This is a genomic window from Streptomyces sp. Y2F8-2, from assembly GCF_014905555.1.
Classification (GTDB): domain Bacteria; phylum Actinomycetota; class Actinomycetes; order Streptomycetales; family Streptomycetaceae; genus Streptomyces; species Streptomyces cynarae.
In genome coordinates this window covers 181,983-200,984 of sequence record NZ_BNGS01000007.1, presented here as the reverse complement: position 1 = coordinate 200,984, position 19,002 = coordinate 181,983, and the positions used below count along the sequence as shown (strand labels likewise).

17 protein-coding genes are annotated in these 19,002 nt (G+C 71.8%); 14 read left to right on the top strand and 3 right to left on the bottom strand.

Features of this window, described 5'->3' with window-relative positions; all coding sequences use genetic code 11:
- Positions 1-55 precede the first annotated feature (55 nt).
- From SY2F82_RS24135 to SY2F82_RS24125, 3 genes are all read left to right on the top strand, one after another.
- Entirely contained in the window at positions 56-1,066 is a 1,011-nt protein-coding gene (locus tag SY2F82_RS24135) for an aldo/keto reductase (RefSeq protein ID WP_374707200.1), read from the top strand.
- Positions 1,067-1,147: 81 nt separating this feature from the next.
- The gene (locus SY2F82_RS24130) at positions 1,148-1,699 is read left to right on the top strand and encodes a TetR/AcrR family transcriptional regulator (RefSeq protein WP_200421265.1); all 552 of its coding nucleotides are present in this window, start codon (positions 1,148-1,150) and stop codon (positions 1,697-1,699) included.
- On the top strand, positions 1,696-3,258 hold the full coding sequence (locus SY2F82_RS24125; protein ID WP_200421264.1) for an MFS transporter: 1,563 nt from the start codon (positions 1,696-1,698) through the stop codon (positions 3,256-3,258). Before SY2F82_RS24130 ends, SY2F82_RS24125 begins: the two co-directional genes overlap by 4 nt.
- Positions 3,259-3,284: 26 nt before the next feature.
- Here SY2F82_RS24125 and SY2F82_RS24120 read toward each other — a convergent pair whose 3' ends face one another.
- Entirely contained in the window at positions 3,285-3,914 is a 630-nt protein-coding gene (locus SY2F82_RS24120) for a 1-acyl-sn-glycerol-3-phosphate acyltransferase (RefSeq protein WP_236041779.1), read from the bottom strand.
- 385 nt (positions 3,915-4,299) lie between these two features.
- On the opposite strand from SY2F82_RS24120, the gene SY2F82_RS24115 reads away from it, so the two are divergent.
- The 3 genes from SY2F82_RS24115 (at position 4,300) to SY2F82_RS24105 (ending at position 6,619) form a co-directional block, all read left to right on the top strand.
- The gene (locus SY2F82_RS24115) at positions 4,300-5,481 is read left to right on the top strand and encodes a glycerophosphodiester phosphodiesterase (protein ID WP_200421262.1); all 1,182 of its coding nucleotides are present in this window, start codon (positions 4,300-4,302) and stop codon (positions 5,479-5,481) included.
- An 88-nt stretch (positions 5,482-5,569) separates the two neighbouring features.
- Positions 5,570-6,076, top strand: a complete 507-nt coding sequence (locus SY2F82_RS24110; protein ID WP_200421261.1) for an RNA polymerase sigma factor — start codon at positions 5,570-5,572, stop codon at positions 6,074-6,076.
- A 45-nt stretch (positions 6,077-6,121) separates the two neighbouring features.
- Positions 6,122-6,619 (top strand): GNAT family N-acetyltransferase, encoded by a 498-nt coding sequence (locus SY2F82_RS24105; RefSeq protein WP_200421260.1) that lies wholly within the window; start codon positions 6,122-6,124, stop codon positions 6,617-6,619.
- Positions 6,620-6,656: 37 nt separating this feature from the next.
- On the opposite strand, the gene SY2F82_RS24100 is transcribed toward SY2F82_RS24105, so the two are convergent.
- Positions 6,657-7,088 (bottom strand): hypothetical protein, encoded by a 432-nt coding sequence (locus SY2F82_RS24100; protein ID WP_200421259.1) that lies wholly within the window; start codon positions 7,086-7,088, stop codon positions 6,657-6,659.
- A gap of 1 nt (position 7,089) precedes the next feature.
- The gene (locus SY2F82_RS24095) at positions 7,090-7,449 is read right to left on the bottom strand and encodes a hypothetical protein (RefSeq protein ID WP_200421258.1); all 360 of its coding nucleotides are present in this window, start codon (positions 7,447-7,449) and stop codon (positions 7,090-7,092) included.
- Positions 7,450-7,900: 451 nt separating this feature from the next.
- Here SY2F82_RS24095 and SY2F82_RS24090 point away from each other — a divergent pair, with 451 nt between their 5' ends.
- The 8 genes from SY2F82_RS24090 (at position 7,901) to SY2F82_RS24055 (ending at position 18,949) form a co-directional block, all read left to right on the top strand.
- Positions 7,901-8,935 (top strand): methionine ABC transporter ATP-binding protein, encoded by a 1,035-nt coding sequence (locus SY2F82_RS24090; protein ID WP_200421257.1) that lies wholly within the window; start codon positions 7,901-7,903, stop codon positions 8,933-8,935.
- The gene (locus SY2F82_RS24085; protein ID WP_200421256.1) at positions 8,932-9,669 is read left to right on the top strand and encodes a methionine ABC transporter permease; all 738 of its coding nucleotides are present in this window, start codon (positions 8,932-8,934) and stop codon (positions 9,667-9,669) included. Before SY2F82_RS24090 ends, SY2F82_RS24085 begins: the two co-directional genes overlap by 4 nt.
- Before the next feature lie 80 nt (positions 9,670-9,749).
- Positions 9,750-10,583 (top strand): MetQ/NlpA family ABC transporter substrate-binding protein, encoded by an 834-nt coding sequence (locus tag SY2F82_RS24080; protein WP_200421255.1) that lies wholly within the window; start codon positions 9,750-9,752, stop codon positions 10,581-10,583.
- Between the two features lie 176 nt (positions 10,584-10,759).
- Entirely contained in the window at positions 10,760-11,398 is a 639-nt protein-coding gene (locus SY2F82_RS24075; RefSeq protein ID WP_200421254.1) for a GNAT family N-acetyltransferase, read from the top strand.
- A 128-nt stretch (positions 11,399-11,526) separates the two neighbouring features.
- A complete protein-coding gene (gene cbiE / locus SY2F82_RS24070) occupies positions 11,527-12,735 on the top strand; it encodes a precorrin-6y C5,15-methyltransferase (decarboxylating) subunit CbiE (RefSeq protein WP_200421253.1) in 1,209 nt (402 codons plus the stop codon).
- Between the two features lie 343 nt (positions 12,736-13,078).
- Positions 13,079-16,687 (top strand): nicotinate-nucleotide--dimethylbenzimidazole phosphoribosyltransferase, encoded by a 3,609-nt coding sequence (gene cobT, locus SY2F82_RS24065; protein ID WP_200421252.1) that lies wholly within the window; start codon positions 13,079-13,081, stop codon positions 16,685-16,687.
- 147 nt (positions 16,688-16,834) lie between these two features.
- On the top strand, positions 16,835-18,067 hold the full coding sequence (cobA, locus tag SY2F82_RS24060; RefSeq protein ID WP_200421251.1) for a uroporphyrinogen-III C-methyltransferase: 1,233 nt from the start codon (positions 16,835-16,837) through the stop codon (positions 18,065-18,067).
- A gap of 63 nt (positions 18,068-18,130) precedes the next feature.
- Positions 18,131-18,949: an RNA methyltransferase gene (locus SY2F82_RS24055; RefSeq protein WP_200421250.1), complete on the top strand. Its 819-nt coding sequence runs from the start codon at positions 18,131-18,133 to the stop codon at positions 18,947-18,949.
- The last annotated feature ends 53 nt before the right edge of the window (positions 18,950-19,002 follow it).

Sequence of the window (19,002 nt, the reverse complement as noted above, 5' to 3'; positions counted from 1 at the left end):
GCGCCGGTAGATTGGGGCGGGTCACCGGGTCCGCCGAGAGTGCAAGGAGCCCGCCATGCCGTTCAGCCTTCCCCAAGCTCTCGGCTTCGCTCGAGCAGGGGAGAACCCAATGGCCGACGCCACCACGGCCACCGCGCACATCGGCCTCGGTCTGGCCGCCGTCGGCCGCCCGGGCTACATCAACCTCGGCCGTGACCGGGACCTTCCCGCCGACCGCACCGTCGACGCCCTGCGCGAGCGCACGCATCAACTCCTGGACGCCGCCTACGCGCAGGGCGTCCGCTATTTCGACGTGGCCCGCTCCTACGGCCGTTCGGAGGAGTTCCTCGCCGAGTGGCTGTCCGCCCGCCCCGGCATCGACGACGTGGTGGTCGGCAGCAAGTGGGGCTACACCTACACCGCGCAGTGGACCACCGACGCCGAGCGGCACGAGGTCAAGGACCACAGTGTCGCCACCTACGAGCGGCAACGCGCCGAGACCGCCGCCCTGCTCGGCGACCGGCTCGACCTCTACCAGATCCACTCCGTCACCCCTGACAGCCCGGCCCTGACCGACAAGGAACTCCACGCCCGGCTGGCCGAGGCGGCCGCGCACGGGCTCACCGTCGGTTTCTCCACCAGCGGTCCGGCGCAGGCCGACGCGATCCGCGCCGCGCTCGGCGTGACGGTCGACGGCGAGCCCCTCTTCCGTACCGTCCAGTCCACGTACAACCTGCTGGAGACCTCCGCCGAGCCCGCCCTCGCCGAGGCCCACGACGCCGGGCTCACGGTGATCGTCAAGGAGGGCATGGCCAACGGACGGCTGGCGGACCCGCACGCGCCGGACGCCTTGAAGGCCGTGGCCGCTCAGACGTCCCTCGGCTGCGACGCGGTCGCCCTCGCCATGATCCTGCGCCGGCCCTGGGTGGGCGTCGTCCTCTCCGGCGCGGCCACCACCGGCCAGCTCGCCTCGAACCTGCAAGCCGCCGCCGTCGACCTCGACGAGGACCAGCTGGCCCGCCTCCAGACGCTCGTCGAGGACCCGCGCGCGTACTGGGAGCGCCGCGGGCAGTTGCCCTGGCACTGAGAGCACGCCGAAATCCGGCACCGGTGAGACGAACATGCCTGTTGTGAGACAGCAATGTCTCACATGGTCTATGGTTGTCTCATGGCCCTCGACCGTGACCACGTGCTGCGCAGCGCAGCCGCCCTGCTGACCCGCAAATCCACGGCGACCATGGACGAGGTCGCCAAGGCGGCCGGGATCAGCCGGGCCACGCTGCACCGCCACTTCGCGGGGCGTGACGCGCTCGTACGGGCCCTTGAGGTGCTCGGTATCGAAGAGTGCGAGGCGGCGCTGGACGCGGCCCGGCTGGACGAGGGCTCGGCGACCGACGCCGTACGCAGGCTCGTGCGCGAGATCCAGCCCGCGGCCGGGCTGCTCGCCTTCCTTTACGGCGAGAACCAGCTGTGGGAGGGCGAGGGCCAGAACGAGGGCTGGTTGCGGATCGACACCCGGATCACCGCGGTCTTCCTGCGCGGCCGGCACAGCGGCGAGTTCCGCGTCGACCTCCCCCCGGCCTGGCTCACCGAGGCGCTGTACGGACTGATCGCCTCGTGCGCCTGGGCCGTACTGGACGGCCGTGTGGCCGCCAGGGACTTCCCCATCATGATCGCCGAGCTGTTGCTCGGCGGCGCCCTACGGAGAGAGGAACCATGACCAGCACCCTGCAGCATGGGGGTGCCCCCCGCTCGAGCGAAGCCGAGAGCTTGAGGGAGACAGCGCCGCAGGCGGAGAAGCGCCCGGGCCGGTGGCTCGCGCTCTGCGTCCTCGTGCTCGCCGTGCTGCTGGTGGCCGTGGACGCGACCGTCCTCGGCCTCGCGACCCCCTACATCAGCGAGGACCTGAAGCCCTCCGGCACCCAGCTCCTGTGGATCGGCGACGTCTACTCGTTCGTCATCGCCGGTCTGCTCGTCTCCATGGGAAGCCTCGGCGACCGCGTCGGCCGCAAGCGCATCCTGCTCGGCGGCGCCACGGCCTTCGGCGCGATATCCGTCCTGAACGCCTACGCCCGGTCGCCGGAGACCATGATCCTGGCCCGGGCGCTCCTCGGTGTCGCGGGCGCGACCCTGATGCCGGCCACGCTCGCCCTGATCCGCAACATCTTCCACGACCCGCGCGAGCGCAGCCTCGCCGTCGGCATCTGGGGCGCCACCGCCTCGGCGGGCACGGCGGTCGGCCCGATCGTCGGCGGTCTGCTGCTCGAGCACTTCTGGTGGGGCTCGGTCTTCCTCATCAACCTGCCGGTGATGGCGGTCCTGGTCCTGGTCGGCATCAGGACCCTGCCCGAGTCCCACGACCCGGACCCGGGCCCGTGGGACCTGGCGAGCGTCGCCCTGTCGCTCGTCGGGATGATCGGCGCGGTGTACGCCGTGAAGGAGGCGGCCGCCCACGGATTCACCTGGCCGGCCTTGGGCACCGGGCTCCTCGGTGCCGCCGCGCTCCTCGCCTTCGTGCGTCGCCAACTGACGCTGCCGGTTCCGCTGCTGGACATGCGGCTGTTCCGGCGCCGGGGCTTCAGCGGTGCGGTGCTCGCGGACCTGCTGACCGTGCTCGGCATGTCCGGACTGGTCTTCTTCCTCTCCCAGTACCTGCAACTCGTCCAGGGCAGGCGCCCCTTCGAGGCCGGTCTCGCCGAACTGCCCGCCGCCCTCGGCGCGGTGGCGGCGGGCCTGGTCGCGGGCGCGGCGGCCCGGCGCTACTCGGTACGGGCGGTGGTCTCGGGCGGCCTTGCCGCGGTGGGCCTGGCGCTGGCCGTCCTCACCCTGCTCGACCGGACCACGGGCTACTCGCTGATCGGGACCGCGCTGCTGGTCGTGGGCGTCGGCGCGGGCCTGTCGTTCACCGTCACCGCGGACGTGATCCTCGCCGGCGTGCCCAAGGACCAGGCGGGCGCCGCCTCCGCGGTCTCGGAGACGGCGTACGAACTCGGCGCTGCCCTCGGCATCGCCCTGCTCGGCTCGATCGTGACCGGGATCTACCGGGACTTCCCGGCGCCACCGGGCACCCCGGCCGAGGCGCACGCGTCACTGGGCGGCGCGGTGGAAGCGGCGGCGAGCCTTCCGCCGACCACCGCCCAGGCACTGCTGACGTCGGCCCGCGAGGCGTTCGTCGAGGGCCTCAGATGGGCGACGGGTGCCGGAGCGGTGATCCTGCTCGCGACGGCGGTGGCAGCGTGGTTCCTGCTCCGGGGCCAGCGGCTGGAGAGTACGTCGTAAGCCGTTGCGGGCTGGGCCCCCTGCGGCTACGCCGCCTTCGCCTTCGTGGCGTACATGTCCACGTACTCCTGCCCCGAGAGCCGCATGACCTCCGTCATCACGGAATCGGTGACGGCCCGCAGCACATAGCGATCCCGGTCCATCCCCTCGTACCGGGAGAACTCCATCGGCTCACCGAACCGCACGGTGACCCGCCCCGGACGGGGCATCCCCCGCCCGCCGGGCTGCAACTTGTCCGTGCCGATCATCGCGAAGGGCACCACGGGCGCCCCTGTCATCAGCGTCAGCCGCGCGATACCGGTGCGGCCCCGGTACAGCCGCCCGTCGGGCGAGCGTGTGCCCTCCGGGTAGATGCCGAAGACCTTGCCCTCCTCCAGCACGCGGCGCCCGGTCATCAGCGCGGCCACACCGCCGCTCGCGCCGTCCCGGTCGACCGGGATCATGCCCACGCCCGTGAAGAACCAGGCCATCAACCGGCCCTTGATGCCCTTGCCCGTGACGTACTCGTCCTTGCCGATGAAGAACACCTGCCGCTTGGTCACCAGCGGCAGCACGATCGAGTCGATGAACGTCAGGTGGTTGCCGGCCATGATGACCGGGCCGTCGGCCGGGATGCGCTCCGCGCCCTCCACCTGTGGGCGGAACATCAGGCGCATGATCGGTCCGAGCACTGCCTTGATGAGCGCGAAGCGGGACAACGGGCCCTCCGGTGTCAAGGGATGCGGTATGAGTCTGTGCAGGTGAGGACGATACTCGGGACGACCGGGGTGTCGCACACCGGGTTCACCGAGTGGATACGCGTCATTGACGAGTGTTTACCTGCGATGGTGGTTTTTGTTGCACGTTCGTCATCCGCCGGACGGGTGTGGCGAACGCCGCACCGACGGTTGACGGGCCGTCAGTCCGGGTATCCGCCAACGCCGTCACCATGCACACAGGAGGACGGCCCCCGTCCGCCGCGCGTTCCCGCACACGTCTCCCGGCCGTCACTCGTCCGCACCTACGATCGAGCCGTTTCGACGGGTGTGGCGAGAGGAACACATGAGCGCGCAGGAGTCTTACGGGCAGGGGCAGGGGCAGGGGCAGGGGCAGGGGACGGGCCGGCGGGCGCTGCTCGGGGCCGCGGTGCTCGGCGCCGGCGGAGCAGTCCTCGGGCTGCCCGGCGTCGCGCGAGCGGACGCGCGGCACACGGCCGGCGGGCTGAAGGGCCTGCCCGTGCCGACGATCATCGGTCACCGCGGAGCCAGCGGCTACCGCCCCGAGCACACGTTCGGCTCCTACAATCTGGCGCTCGACCTGGGCGCCGACATCGTGGAGGCCGGTGACCTGGTGCCCACCAGGGACGGCCACCTGGTGTGCCGGCACGAGCCGGAGATCGGCGGGACCACCGACGTCGCCGACCACCCCGAGTTCGCCGACCGCAGGAAGACCAAGGTCCTGGACGGTGTCTCCACCACCGGCTGGTTCACCGAGGACTTCACGCTCGCCGAGCTGAAGACGTTGCGCGCGATCGAGCGCATCCCCGCCACCCGTCAGCACAACACCCTCTACAACGGTCGCTGGGAGATCCCCACCTTCGAAGAGGTCCTGAAGTGGCAGGACGAGCAGACCCGCAAGCGCGGCAAGCAGGTGTGGATCTACCCCGAGACCAAGCACCCCACCTACTTCCGCAAGCAGGGTCTCGACATGGAGCAGTTGCTCTCCAAGGCACTGCGCAAGCACGGCAAGGACCGTAAGAACTCACCGGTCGTCATCCAGTCCTTCGAGCCGAGCAGCATCCAGCGCCTGAACAAGCTCGTGGACAACCCGCTCGTGGTGCTCCTGTCCGCCGCGAACACCCGCCCCTTCGACTTCGTCGAGTCGGGCGACCCGCGCACGGTCGCCGACCTCATCACGCCGAAGGGCCTGAAGGAGATCGCGTCCTACGCCCAGGGCATCGGCCCCACCCTCGACCTGGTCATCCCGAAGGACGCGAAGGGCAACCTCACCAAGCCCTCCACTCTGGTCGCCGACGCGCACGCCGCGGGCCTGATCCTGCACCCGTACACGATGCGCGACGAGAACACCTTCCTGCCCGCGAACTTCCAGAAGGGCACCGACCCGACGGCCTACGGCGACGTCTTCGGCGCCTTCCGGACGTACTTCGCGACCGGCATCGACGGCGTGTTCACCGACAACGCCGACACCGGCGTCCTCGCCCGCGAGGACTTCCTGCGCGGCTGAGCGGTCGACACGCGCCACGGGTACCCCGTCGGGGTGACTCCCGTCCGCCCCGGCAACCCGCCGCCGGGGCGGACGCGTCCCGTCGCGTATGAGGCACGAGATGGTCAGCACCCTGCGTCCGCTGCTCGCCGCCGAGGCCTCGGCGGAGGCGCACGCGGCCGGGATGGAGCCGAGCGATCTGGAACAGGCGGTGTGGCTACGGCTCCTGGAGCGGCTGGAGACCGACCGGCCGCTCGCCGACCCGCAGGAATGGCTGCGCCGGGCGGTGCGCCTGGAGGCACGCCGCGGCCGACGCGCCGCCCGCCTCGAACTGCCGTACAGCGGTGACCCGGCCGACGACACCCGACCCGGCCCCGAGCAGCAGGCGCTCCTCGCGGCCCGCCGCCGGGCACTGCACGCCGCCGTACGCCGCCTGCCCGGCCGCTGTCCCCGCCTCATGGCGGCGTTGCTCTCCCCGCACGACCTGACCTATCGGGAAATCGCAGGGGAGTTGGGTATCTCACAAGGGAGTCTTGGTCCGGAGCGCTCCAAATGCCTGGGATGTCTGCGTCGATTGCTTGCGGCGGAGGTTGCGGCGCCCGGACCGCGGGGATAGGAGTGAGGGACGACCGGTGATCAGGTGAGCGGGAGGCGTGCGCACATGGGCATGAGCGTGACCATCTCTGTGGCGACCGAGCAGGACGCCGAGCAGATCTTCAAGCTGCAGTACCTGTGCTTCCAGAGCGAGGCCGCGCTGTACGGCAACTACCGCATCGCCCCGCTCGTCCAGACCCTGGACTCGGTTCGCGAGGAGGTCGCCTCCGACTGCGTCTTCGTGGCGCGGCTGGGCGACGAGGTGGTCGGCTCGGTACGCGGCCGCCTGACGGAGGACGGGGCCGCCCTGATCGGCAGGCTCTGCGTGCACCCCCGGCTGCAGGGCCACGGCATCGGCGCCCGGCTGCTGCGCGCGGCCGAGGCGGCACTGGTGGAGCGGCACGGCGCGAAGAAGTTCCGCCTCAGCGCAGGCCACCGCAGCGAGGGCAATCTGCGCCTGTACCGCCGGGTCGGCTACGAGACGGTGGGCACGGCTCAGGGAGCGGACGGCGTACCGATGATCGTCCTGGAGAAGCCGGCGAGTACGTACGCCACGACGGCGTAGGGGAAGAGCGCCCCGAAAGGGGCGCGTCCCGCCGGGCTCAGGCCGCCTCCGCCTGACGCGCGGCCCCCTTCCGCAACCAGTACATGGCCGACAGCGGCAGCAGCACCGGAATGAAGACGTACCCCATGCCGTAGTCCGACCACACGGTCGCGTCGGGAAAGGCGGACGGCTCGACCAGGGTCCACGTCCCGACGGTGAGCACACCGACCAGCTCGGCCGCACAGCACACCAACGCCGCCCGGCGGGCCGTCTCGCCGCCACGCACCAGCGAGTACGTGATGAATCCGTAGACGACGCCGGCGACCGCGGACAGGGAGTACGCGAGCGGAGCCTTGTCGAACTGCGTCGAGATCTGTACGACCGACCGCGACACCGCCCCGACCACCATCACCCCGTACAGCCACACCAGCAGCATGCCGGGCCCGCCGATGAGCCGCGTCCTGGTCGGCTTCTCCTGCGTGGCCGTCATCTCAGCCTCCCCAGATGTCATAGAGCCGCACCTCCAGCACGGCGAGGACCACACCGCCGGCCGCGACCGTCACCGAACCCCACCGGGTGCGCTCGGCCAGCGACATGAAGCCCGCCGCCGGGATGCACGCGAAGGCGCCCAGCAGATACGCCACGAAGATCGTCGTGCCCTGCGCAGGCTTCTCGCCCCGCGCCAGTTGGACGATGCCCACGACCAGCTGGACGAGGGCCACCAGCGTCACCACGGCCATGCCGATGAAGTGCCAGTCCTTCGTGGGCTGATCACGGTACGCGGCCCAGCCGCACCAGGCGGCGAGCAGCAGCGCGGCGACACCGGTCGCCAGCGTCAGGGCATCAAGCATGCCGCGACCCTATTACGGGCCAAAAGCACTGATGTCCCCGCCCCCGTGGCCGGCCGCGGCACCGCCCCGCCGGCCGTGGCGTTGACCACAACCGGCGCCATCCGTCCGCTATTCGGACAGTCGTGTCAGGTCACGGTCCGGCGTCTGCTTTACTTGCATCCATGACCACGACGAGCTGCCGCACTGCTGCGACCGAGGCGACCATGACGCCCGGTGCTCGTTGTATGTGTCGAATGTGCGCCTGCTAGAGGGCCCCCGCACCACCCAGAGTCCCGCGCCCCGAAGCGAGACCGCCGTGGCATGTCCGTACGCACGCGTCGTACGCGACTGACCCCCCGCGCACACGTTCTCCCCGGTTCCATCGCCCTTGCGAGAACCGTGCCGCGTTGCCATGCACGCACCCGTGCCCGGCGCACACCCACGCCCTGCACTCGACAGTGACGGAAACCCAGTGATCACCACATCGGGCCTGACCAAGGTCTACCGTTCGCGCGGCCGCGAAGTGACCGCCCTCGACGGCGTCGACCTGCACGTACGCGAAGGCGAGGTGTACGGCGTCATCGGCCAGTCCGGCGCCGGCAAGTCCTCGCTCATCCGCTGCGTCAACCTCCTGGAGCGCCCCACCTCCGGCACGGTCACCGTGGCCGGCCAGGACCTGACCGCGCTCGCCGGTCGCGGGCCACGCGCCGGCAAGGAGCTGCGCAGGGCGCGCAGCCGGATCGGCATGGTCTTCCAGCACTTCAACCTGCTGTCCTCGCGCACCGTCCAGGACAACGTCGAGCTGCCCCTGGAGATCCTCGGCAAGTCCGGGAAGGAACGCTCCCGCAAGGCCCTCGAGCTCCTCGACCTCGTCGGTCTCGCCGACAAGGCCAAGGCCTACCCGGCCCAGCTCTCCGGCGGCCAGAAGCAGCGCGTCGGCATCGCCCGCGCCCTCGCCGGCGACCCCAAGGTGCTGCTCTCCGACGAGGCGACCAGCGCTCTCGACCCGGAGACGACCCGTTCCATCCTCCAGCTGCTGCGCGACCTCAACCGGCAGCTCGGCCTGACCGTCCTGCTCATCACCCACGAGATGGACGTCGTCAAGAGCGTCTGCGACTCGGCCGCCCTCATGGAGAAGGGCCGCATCGTCGAGTCCGGCACGGTCGGTGAACTGCTCGCCACCCCCGGCTCCCACCTGGCCTCCGCCCTCTTCCCGGTGGGCGGTGAGGCGTCCGGCGGCGACCGGACCGTCGTCGACGTCACCTTCCAGGGCGAGACCGCCACCCAGCCCGTCATCTCCCAGCTGTCCCGCACCTACAACATCGACATCTCGATCCTGGGCGCTGCCATCGACACCGTCGGCGGCCTCCAGGTCGGCCGGATGCGCATCGAACTGCCCGGCCGCTACGAGGACAACGTCGTGCCGATCGGCTTCCTGCGCGAACAGGGTCTGCAGATCGACGTGGTGGGGCAGGAGCGCGCACTGGTGAAGGAAGGTGCCAAGTGACCTGGTCCGAGATGCAGCCCCTGCTGTCCCAGGCCTCCTGGGACACCCTCTACATGGTCGGCTGGTCCACCCTCATCGCCGTCGTCGGCGGTCTGCCGCTCGGCGTGCTCCTGGTGCTGACCGACCGTGGCGGACTGCTCCAGAACATCGTGGCCAACAAGGTCCTCGGGCAGGTCGTGAACATCGCCCGCTCGATGCCGTTCATCATCCTGATGGTCGCGCTGATGAACTTCACGCGCTGGGTCACGGGGACGACGATCGGCCGCGAGGCCGCCATCGTGCCGCTCGCCATCGGCGCCATCCCGTTCTTCGCGCGCCTCGTCGAGACGGCTGTCCGCGAAGTGGACGGCGGCCTCGTCGAGGCCGTGCAGGCGATGGGCGGCAACACCTGGACCGTCGTGCGCAAGGTCCTCGTACCGGAGGCCCTGCCCTCCCTGATCTCCTCCGCGACGACCACCGTCGTCGCCCTCATCGGCTACTCGGCGATGGCCGGCACGGTCGGCGCCGGCGGCCTCGGCGACATCGCCATCCGCTACGGCTACCAGCGCTTCGAGACCCAGCTGATGTGGATCACCGTGGCGGTCCTGGCCGTCGTCATCTCGCTCATCCAGTTCGCCGGCGACTTCGCGGCCCGCGCCCTGCACCGCCGCGGCGGCCGCTCGGGACCGGCGCCGAAGCTGCGGCTGCTGAAGGCGAAGGAGCCCGCGACGGCCGATGTGAGCAAGGTCGCCTGAGCCACGCCACGCCCGCATATCCCCTGAACTCCCCGTGAACCATGACGGGGTCGCACCACCCATAAGGAAAGGCACTTTTCGTGCGTAACACCGCCAAGATCACCACCGCCGTCCTCGCCGCGGGAGCCCTCACCTTCGGGCTCAGCGCCTGCGGCTCCGGCAAGAGCAGCTCCGCCTCCTCTGGCTCCGACGGCCCGCTCGTCGTCGCCGCGAGCCCCACCCCGCACGCCGAGATCCTCAACTTCGTCAAGGACAACCTGGCGAAGAAGGCGGGCCTCGACCTTCAGGTCAAGGAGTTCACCGACTACGTCACGCCGAACACGGCGACCGAGGACGGGTCGGTCGGTGCCAACTACTTCCAGAACCAGCCGTACCTCGACGACTTCAACAAGAAGAACGGCACCCACATCGTGCCCGTCGTCACGGTGCACCTGGAGCCGCTCGGCCTGTACTCCCACAAGATCAAGAAGGCCGACGAGCTGAAGAGCGGTGCGACCGTCGCCATCCCGAACGACACGGTCAACGAGGCGCGTGCGCTCAAGCTGCTCGACGCGAACGGGCTCATCACGCTCAAGAGCGGCGTGGGCAACGAGGCGACCCCGCGGGACATCTCCAAGAACCCGAAGAACCTCAAGTTCAAGGAGCTGGAGGCGGCCCAGACTCCGCGCTCCCTGGACGACGTGGACGCCGCGGTGATCAACGGCAACTACGCCATCTCCTCCGGTCTCAAGCCCGCCAAGGACGCCCTCGTCCTTGAGTCCGCGAAGAACAACCCCTACGGCAACTTCCTCGCGGTCAAGAAGGGCGACGAGGACGACCCGCGGGTCAAGAAGCTGGCCAAGCTCCTGGTCTCGCCCGAGGTCAAGAAGTTCATCGAGGACAAGTACCAGGGATCGGTCATCGCGTCCTTCTGATCCCGCCCGTCGACCGCCGTCGGCGCCGCGTACGACCGCGTACACCGCGTATCGCCACGCACCGGGTCCGCGCCCTCACCGGGTGTGGACCCCGTGGTGCGTTTCGCCGCCTCGATGCTGCATGCTGGGCAGTTCAGCAGGCCCTGACGGTTTTTCGAAGGTTACGGAGCGGCGCAATGACGAGCACCTTTCCCAACGTCTCCATCAGCACGGAGCGTTTGGTCCTGCGCCCTCTCGACGAGGACGACGTTCCCGCGCTGGCCGAGATGATGAACGACGAGCTGGTCGGCGCCTGGACCGACGTGCCCCAGCCGTTCACCGAGGAGGGCGCCCGCACCTGGATCACCGAGCACGCGCCCGCCGAACGCGCCGCGGGCCGCGGCCTCGACCTCGCCGTCACCGAGTTCCTCACCCAGCGCCTGGTGGGCGTCATCCAGCTCACCAAGACCAACTGGCATGTACGGTCCACCGAACTGTCGTACATCATCGCGCCCTGGGCACGCGGCGAGGGCTACGCCTCCGAAGCCGCGCTCGCGACCGCCCAATGGCTCTTCGGCGACCAGAACTTCGAACGGATCGAACTGCGCACCGCGGCCGACAACACCGCCTCCCAGCAGGTCGCCCAGAAGATCGGCTGCATCAGCGAGGGCGTCCTGCGCAACGCCTGCATAGCGCACGTCCGTGCGGAGGACGGCACCTGGACGGACGTACGGACCGACTTCATCGTGTGGAGCCTGCTGCCGGAGGACCTCGACGGGGTCAGCGACGAGCTGGCCGACACGGGGGGTTTCACGTCGTTCCCCAACTGGAACTGACCGCGAGGGACCGCTCCCACGGGCCGAGCCCGGGGCGAGTGCACCCAGCCGAACGGGATACCCTCACGGAGCCCGCCGTACGGGCTGCCCCCTGACGACCTGCGCGAAAAACCTGGAGACTGACGACGATGGCCGACCGGGTCACGGTGATCGGCTGGGACGGCTCGCCGCTGACCGCCGCGGCGCGCTCCGCCCTCGGGGCCGCCACGCTCGTCGCCGGCGCGGCCCACCACCTCGCCCTTCCCGAAGTGCCTCCGGCCGCCGAGCGCATCCGCCTCGGCAGTGTCGCGCTCGCCGCCCGCCGTATCGCCGCCCACCGCGGCACCGCCGTCGTCCTCGCCGACGGCGACCCGGGCTTCTTCGGTGTCGTACGCACGCTGCGCGCCCCCGAGTACGGACTGGAGGTCGAAGTCGTCCCCGCGGTCTCCTCCGTGGCCGCCGCCTTCGCGCGCGCCGGGATGCCATGGGACGACGCACAGGTGGTCGTCGCACACCGCCGCACCCTGCGACGCGCGGTCAACGTATGCCGCGCCCACGCCAAAGTCGCGGTCCTCACCTCACCGGGCGCCGGACCCGCCGAACTGGGACTGCTCCTCGACGGCGTCCACCGCACCTTCGTCATCTGCGAGGAGCTGGGCACCGGACGCGAACAGGTCACCGTCGTCACCTCGGACAAGGCCGCCGACCACACCTGGCGCGACCCCAACGTCGTCATCGTCATCGGCGGACCGGTCACCGCGGCCGACGGCGGCTGGATCGCCGGCCGCGACCCGGGCGCCGGACCGCGCGGCTGGGCCCTGCCCGCCGAGGCCTACGGCGGGGGACTCGGCGAAGGGGAAACGGACCTGCTGCGGGCCACCCAACTCGCCCGCCTCGGGCCCAGGGTGGGCGACCTGGTGTGGGACATCGGCAGCGGCAGCGGCGCGTTCGCCGTGGAGGCCGCCCGTTGCGGGGCCGCCGTCATCGCCGTCGACCAGGACGGCGACGCATGCGGCCGTACCACGGCCGCCGCACGCCACTTCGGCGTCCAGCTCCAGGTCGTGCACGGCACCGCCCCGCACATCCTGGAGAACCTGCCGGAACCGGACGTCGTCCGCGTCGGCGGCGGGGGAGCGGCGGTCGTCTCCGCGGTCGCCGACCGCCGTCCGCAGCGCATCGTGACCCACGCCGCGACCCGCGACGCGGCCGAACTCGTCGGCAGGGACCTCACGGAACACGGCTACGACGTCGAGTGCGCCCTGCTGCAGTCCGTCGAACTCGACACGCGGGCCTGGACGGAGAAGGAGCGGAGCGTCGCGTTCCTGCTCAGCGGCCGATTGGCCGAACGCTCCCCGTGATCCGGTTGTCGTACCGGCGCGGTAGGCTGGCCGACTGTCGTACCGTACTCGGGTGATCCGGCATTCATCAGTCAATGTCCGGAAAGCGCACCTCTTTTGGGGTGGAGACGGTGCGGCCGGACCGGAGGGCGCGCAACGTGGCGCAGTCCACAGCGGGCCGTCGCGGATCACCCTGTCGCGACGGCGGGACGACCGGGACAATGCCGTTCAATGGCTTTGTCGTCATTGTGGGCGGGTCGTTCGTGCCGCTGGGCACGCACGCTCGTTCTTCACTGCGGGCGGTCGGCGTGCCGTTCCGGGCCAGCTGGTCGTAGAAGCACTAACCGATGGGCGAGGGGTACGCATGACCGACACCGGCCAGGTCCCGGGCGAGGGGCTGCCGGAGAACGCAGGCATGGTGGAGCAGCCGGGCGTCCTCGCGCCGGGCGCGTACACCTACCTCGACCCTTCCGACAGCACCCCCGAGGACGACGACCTGCTCCTGATGCCGGGCCAGCAGGGCCCATGGAGCAACGAGATGCCGCAGCACGCCCCGGCTCCGGCGCCGTATCCCCACGAGCCGGGTCCGCACGAGGCGGCCGGCCGGGACAGCGGCTCCATCGACGTCGGCGCGGTCCGCACGCCGCCTCCGGGGCCCGCTCAGCAGCCGACGCCGCGCCGCCCGCTGCACCTCGGCCCGCCCATCCCGGACACCTCCGCGAGCCCGGTGCGCACGCTCTCCGACCGTGGTCCGGCGGACGCCCCGATGCGCCCCTCAGGGCCGCCCACGACCGGTCCCGAGTACCTCGACGTGCCGCAGCCGGGGGAGAACTCCCCGCAGGGAGCGGTCCCCTGGGGGCCTCCGCCGCAGCAGCACACCGTGCCGCCGGTGGGCACCGAGGGGACGGCCGCAGAAACGGTCGTTCCGGCACCGGCGCCCGAGCCCGCGCCGACGGTTCAGCCGACCGCCGCGCCGGTCGCCCCGGAGGCCGCGCCCGAGACCGCCGAGGCCGCGCCCGAGGCCCCGCAGGGCTCCGGGCCGCTGGTCGACTCTGAGCCGCAGCAGATGCCGCAGCCGACGCCGGCGGCCCCGCAGGCCGCTCACGGTGTGCCGGCCCCGGAGGGCGCGCTCGGCATGCCCGAGCAAGGCCAGGCCGAGGTGTTCGACGACGCCGGGCACGTCCTGTCGGACGGTGTGCCCAACGGCGGCTCGCACGGCGACGCCTGGCACAACGACGGCTCCCAGCATCCCGGAGCCGTACCGGCACCGGATGCCGCACCGGCGCAGGACGGGCCCCCCGCAGGGCTCGCCCCGCAGGTCCCGGACGCCGTGCCCGTGGCGGATGCCGCCCCTGACTTCGGGGCCGTACCGCCCGTGGACAGTGACGCGCACATCGGCGTGCCCGCGCCCGCGGCCGAAACAGGGCCGGCCCCGCAGACCGCAGAGGCCCCCGTTCCGGCGCCTGCCGCGCACCCGACGGCCCCCGCCGCCGAGGACCACGAACCCGTCGCCGAGGCCCCGGCCCCGCAGGAGGTCCACGATCCGGGCCAGGCCCCGGCCGAGCAGGTCCACCCCAGCGGAACCCCGGCCGAGCAGGCCCACGACACCAGCGGGACCCCGGCCGCGGACCAGCACGTGCCCCTGACGGACACCGAAGCCCGGACTCCCGACGCCCCGGCACTGTTCACCGAGCCCGCGCCGCAGCAGGCCCCCGAGGAGGCGCAGCCCGCGGTCGCCGAGCCCGCGCAGGCCGTGCCGGTGGGCGGACCCGCCCAGGCGCACGGCGAGCAGGAGGCGGGTGACGAGCCGGCCGCCGTACCCGCTGTGCCCGCCGACGCACCCGGCGTCCCGGCCGATACCGCCGGTGCGCAGGCGGAAGCGCCCGTGGAGCCCCAGGCGGACCAGTCGTTCGGCCGGTTCGTGCCCGTCGAGGGCACCGTGCCGACCACCCCGCACCTGGCCCCCACCCCGCCGCACGCGCTGACCGTGCCGCCCCTGCCCGCCCAGGAGCAGCAGCCCGCTGAGGAATCCGCTCCGGCCGTCGCCCAGCAGGAGGAACCGGCGGTGCAGGAGACCGTCGCCATGGTTCCCGGCCCCCGCGAGGGCGAGGCGCCCGCGCCGGAGCCGCATGCCGAGGACCCGGAGCCCGTGGTCGCACAGCAGGCGGACGACCTCGACACCCGGGCCGCCGACCAGGAAGAGAGCACGGCCGCCGTGGAAGAAGCACGACAGTCCACCGGCCCGGCGGCGCCCGGATACGACGACGCCGAGCGCGAAGCCGTCCTGCGCGTGATGCGCGAGCGCCGCGACATCCGCAACGGCTTCCGCAGCGACCCGATCCCGCACGACGTGCTGCTGCGCGTCCTGGAGGCCGCCCACACCGCACCCTCCGTGGGCCACTCCCAACCGTGGGACTTCGTCGTCATCCGCTCCGCCGAGACGCGCCGCACCATGCACGAACTGGCCATGCGTCAACGCGAGGCGTACGCCAAGTCGCTGCCCAAGGGCCGGGCGAAGCAGTTCAAGGAACTGAAGATCGAGGCCATCCTCGACACACCGGTGAACATCGTGGTCACCGCCGACCCCACCCGGGGCGGCCGCCACACCCTCGGCCGGCACACCCAGCCGCAGATGGCGCCGTACTCCTCCGCGCTCGCCGTCGAGAACCTGTGGCTCGCGGCCCGCGCCGAGGGCCTCGGGGTCGGCTGGGTCAGCTTCTTCGACGAGCGCGAGATGGTCCGCGCCCTCGGGCTGCCCGAGCACCTGGAGGTCGTGGCGTACCTGTGTGTCGGGTACGTCGACGAGTTCCCGGAGGAACCCGAGCTGATGCAGGCGGGCTGGTCCAAGCGCCGCCCGCTGTCCTGGGTCGTGCACGAGGAGACGTACGGCCGTCGCGCGCTGCCCGGCGAGGAGCCGCACGACCTGCTCGCCGAGACCGTCGCCGGCATCCGCCCGCTGGACGCCAAGGCGCTCGGCGAGGCCTGGGAGCGGCAGAAGCGGATGACCAAGCCCGCGGGCGCGCTCGGCATGCTGGAGATCATCTCCGCGCAGCTGTCCGGCCTGTCCCGGCAGTGCCCGCCGCCGATCCCGGAGCCCGCGGCCGTCGCCATCTTCGCGGGCGACCACGGCGTGCACGCCCAGGGCGTCACCCCGTGGCCCCAGGAGGTGACGGGCCAGATGGTCGCCAACTTCCTCGGCGGGGGAGCGGTCTGCAACGCCTTCGCGGGCCAGGTCGGAGCCGAGGTCTGTGTCATCGACGTGGGGGTGGCCGCCGACCTGCCCGCCACCCCCGGCCTGCTGCCGCGCAAGGTCCGCGCCGGCACGGCCGACATGACGACCGGCCCCGCGCTCACCCGCGAGGAGGTCAAGCAGGCGATCGAGGTCGGCATCGAGACGGCCCGCGACCTGGTGGCGGCCGGCAACCGCGCGCTGCTCACCGGTGAGATGGGCATCGCGAACACGACGGCCTCGGCCGCCCTGATCGCCGTCTTCACGGACACCGACCCGTCCGAGGTGACGGGCCGCGGCACCGGCATCAACGACGAGACCCTGGCCCGCAAGACCGAGGTCGTGCGCCGCGCCATCGAACTCCACCAGCCGGACCCGGCCGACCCGATCGGCGTCCTGGCGGCGTTCGGCGGCCTGGAGCACGCGGCGATGGTGGGCCTGCTGCTCGGCGGCGCGTCCCTGCGCACGCCGGTCATCCTGGACGGCGTCAGCGCGGGCGCCGCCGCCCTGGTGGCGCGCGCCATCGCCCCCGAGGTGCTCGCGGCGTGCATCGCAGGCCACCGCAGCGCGGAGCCGGGCCATGTGGCCGCCCTGAACAAGCTGGGCCTTCGCCCCCTGGTCGACCTGGACCTCCGCCTGGGCGAGGGCACCGGCGCCCTGCTGGCCCTGCCGCTGGTCCAGAGCGCGGCGAGGGCGATGCACGAGGTGGCGACGTTCGACTCGGCGGGCGTCACCGAGAAGTAGCACCACTCCACGTCCGCGTGCAGGGGCGGCTCAGCCTTCGACCAGGTGAGCCGCCTCTGACGTCCGCACCATAGAATTCCGCACGTCAGGCCCCTCCAAAGCCGCAGAGGCCGCCGTCCCCACCGCCGCACGAGGAGCCGCACCTCCATGGCCGAACACCCCCCGTACCCCGTAGGGCTCCGCCTGACCGGACGCCGCGTCGTCGTCCTCGGCGGCGGCCAGGTCGCCCAGCGCCGCCTCCCGGCGCTCATCGCGGCAGGCGCGGAGATCGTCCTCGTCTCACCGGAAGCGACCCCCTCGGTCGAAGCCATGGCGGACGCGGGCGAGATCAGCTGGGAGCGGCGCCCGTACGAGGACGGCGACCTCGCGGAGGCCTGGTACGCCCTGATCGCCACCAGCGACCCCGAAGCGAACTCCCGGGCCTCGGCGGAGGCAGAGGCGAACCGGGTGTGGTGCGTCCGCTCCGACGACGCCGACGCGGCCACCGCATGGACCCCCGCGACCGGCCACAGCGAGGGCGTCACGGTCGCCGTGCTCACCACCGAGGCCAGGGGCCGCGACCCCCGGCACACCGCCGCCATCCGTGACGCCGTGGTGGAGGGGCTGCGCGACGGCACCCTGGTCGCCCCGCACCACCGCACCCGCACCCCCGGTGTGGCGCTCGTCGGCGGCGGCCCCGGCGACCCGGACCTGATCACCGTCCGCGGGCGTCGGCTGCTCGCCGAGGCGGACGTGGTCATCGCCGACCGCCTCGGCCCCCGCGACCTGCTCGCCGAACTCCCGCCGCACGTCCAGGTGATCGACGCGGCGAAGATCCCGTACGGCCGTTTCATGGCCCAGGAGGCCATCAACAACGCGCTGATCGAGCATGCCAAGCAGGGCAAGTCGGTCGTGCGGCTCAAGGGCGGCGACCCGTACGTGTTCGGCCGCGGCATGGAGGAGGTGCAGGCGCTCGCCGAGGCGGGCATCCCGTGCACGGTCGTCCCGGGCATCTCCAGCTCGATCTCCGTGCCGGGCGCGGCCGGCATCCCCGTCACCCACCGCGGGGTCGCACACGAGTTCACAGTGGTCAGCGGGCATGTCGCCCCTGACGACGAGCGTTCGCTGGTCGACTGGCCGTCCCTGGCGCGGCTGACGGGCACGCTCGTGATCCTCATGGGGGTCGACAAGATCGGCAAGATCGCCGAGACGCTCGTCTCCCACGGCAAGGCGCCCGACACCCCCGTCGCCCTGGTCCAGGAGGGCACGACGGCCGCCCAGCGCCGGGTCGACGCGACGCTGGCGACGGTCGCGGAGACCGTACGGGAGAAGGACGTGAAGCCGCCCGCGGTCATCGTCATCGGCGAGGTCGTGACGGTGGGGCCGCGGCCGGTCGAGTAACCCGGGGTAACACGTCCCGTTCCAGCCGTTGGCACCGCTCCCCCGACAAGGCAGTATCACCCTGTGGCCGATCTCATCACCGTTGAGGATCCCGACGACCCGCGCCTCACCGACTACACGGGTCTGACCGACGTGGAGCTGCGCCGCAAGCGCGAACCCGCCGAGGGACTGTTCATAGCCGAGGGCGAGAAGGTCATCAGACGGGCCAAGGCGGCCGGCTACGAGATGCGTTCCATGCTGCTGTCCTCGAAGTGGGTCGACGTCATGCGGGACGTCATCGACGAACTCCCTGCCCCGGTGTACGCGGTCAGCCCGGAACTGGCCGAACAGGTCACCGGCTACCACGTGCACCGCGGCGCGCTCGCCTCCATGCAGCGCAAGCCGCTGCCGACGGCGGACGAACTCCTCGCCTCCGCCCGCCGGGTCGTGATCATGGAATCCGTGAACGACCACACCAACATCGGCGCGATCTTCCGCTCCGCCGCCGCCCTCGGCATGGACGCGGTCCTGCTGTCGCCCGACTGCGCCGACCCGCTCTATCGGCGCAGCGTGAAGGTGTCCATGGGCGCGGTCTTCTCGGTGCCGTACGCACGCCTCGACACCTGGCCCAGAAGCCTGGAGTCGGTCCGCGAGGCCGGTTTCACGCTCCTCGCGCTCACCCCCGACGAGAAGGCCAAGACCCTCGACGAGACGGCTCCCCACAAGATGGACCGGGTCGCGCTGATGCTCGGCGCGGAGGGCGACGGGCTGTCCACCCAGGCCCTGGTCGCCGCGGACGAATGGGTTCGCATCCCCATGGCCCACGGCGTCGACTCCCTGAACGTGGGCGCGGCGGCCGCGGTCGCCTTCTACGCGGTCGCCACCGGCCGCCCCCAGTCCTAGGGCCCCGTCTTCCGGGTCGGCCCCGTCGGTGGCCCCCGGTTGGCCGCCTGTGC

Bases quoted from the DNA above. Each gene is read 5' to 3' on its own strand.
- SY2F82_RS24135 (WP_374707200.1), top strand. From the start codon at position 56: ATGCCGTTCAGCCTTCCCCAAGCTCTCGGCTTCGCTCGAGCAGGGGAG.
- SY2F82_RS24130 (WP_200421265.1), top strand. From the start codon at position 1,148: ATGGCCCTCGACCGTGACCACGTGCTGCGCAGCGCAGCCGCCCTGCTG.
- SY2F82_RS24125 (WP_200421264.1), top strand. From the start codon at position 1,696: ATGACCAGCACCCTGCAGCATGGGGGTGCCCCCCGCTCGAGCGAAGCC.
- SY2F82_RS24120 (WP_236041779.1), bottom strand. From the start codon at position 3,914: ATGCGCCTGATGTTCCGCCCACAGGTGGAGGGCGCGGAGCGCATCCCG.
- SY2F82_RS24115 (WP_200421262.1), top strand. From the start codon at position 4,300: ATGAGCGCGCAGGAGTCTTACGGGCAGGGGCAGGGGCAGGGGCAGGGG.
- SY2F82_RS24110 (WP_200421261.1), top strand. From the start codon at position 5,570: ATGAGGCACGAGATGGTCAGCACCCTGCGTCCGCTGCTCGCCGCCGAG.
- SY2F82_RS24105 (WP_200421260.1), top strand. From the start codon at position 6,122: ATGGGCATGAGCGTGACCATCTCTGTGGCGACCGAGCAGGACGCCGAG.
- SY2F82_RS24100 (WP_200421259.1), bottom strand. From the start codon at position 7,088: ATGACGGCCACGCAGGAGAAGCCGACCAGGACGCGGCTCATCGGCGGG.
- SY2F82_RS24095 (WP_200421258.1), bottom strand. From the start codon at position 7,449: ATGCTTGATGCCCTGACGCTGGCGACCGGTGTCGCCGCGCTGCTGCTC.
- SY2F82_RS24075 (WP_200421254.1), top strand. From the start codon at position 10,760: ATGACGAGCACCTTTCCCAACGTCTCCATCAGCACGGAGCGTTTGGTC.
- cbiE (WP_200421253.1), top strand. From the start codon at position 11,527: ATGGCCGACCGGGTCACGGTGATCGGCTGGGACGGCTCGCCGCTGACC.
- cobT (WP_200421252.1), top strand. From the start codon at position 13,079: ATGACCGACACCGGCCAGGTCCCGGGCGAGGGGCTGCCGGAGAACGCA.
- cobA (WP_200421251.1), top strand. From the start codon at position 16,835: ATGGCCGAACACCCCCCGTACCCCGTAGGGCTCCGCCTGACCGGACGC.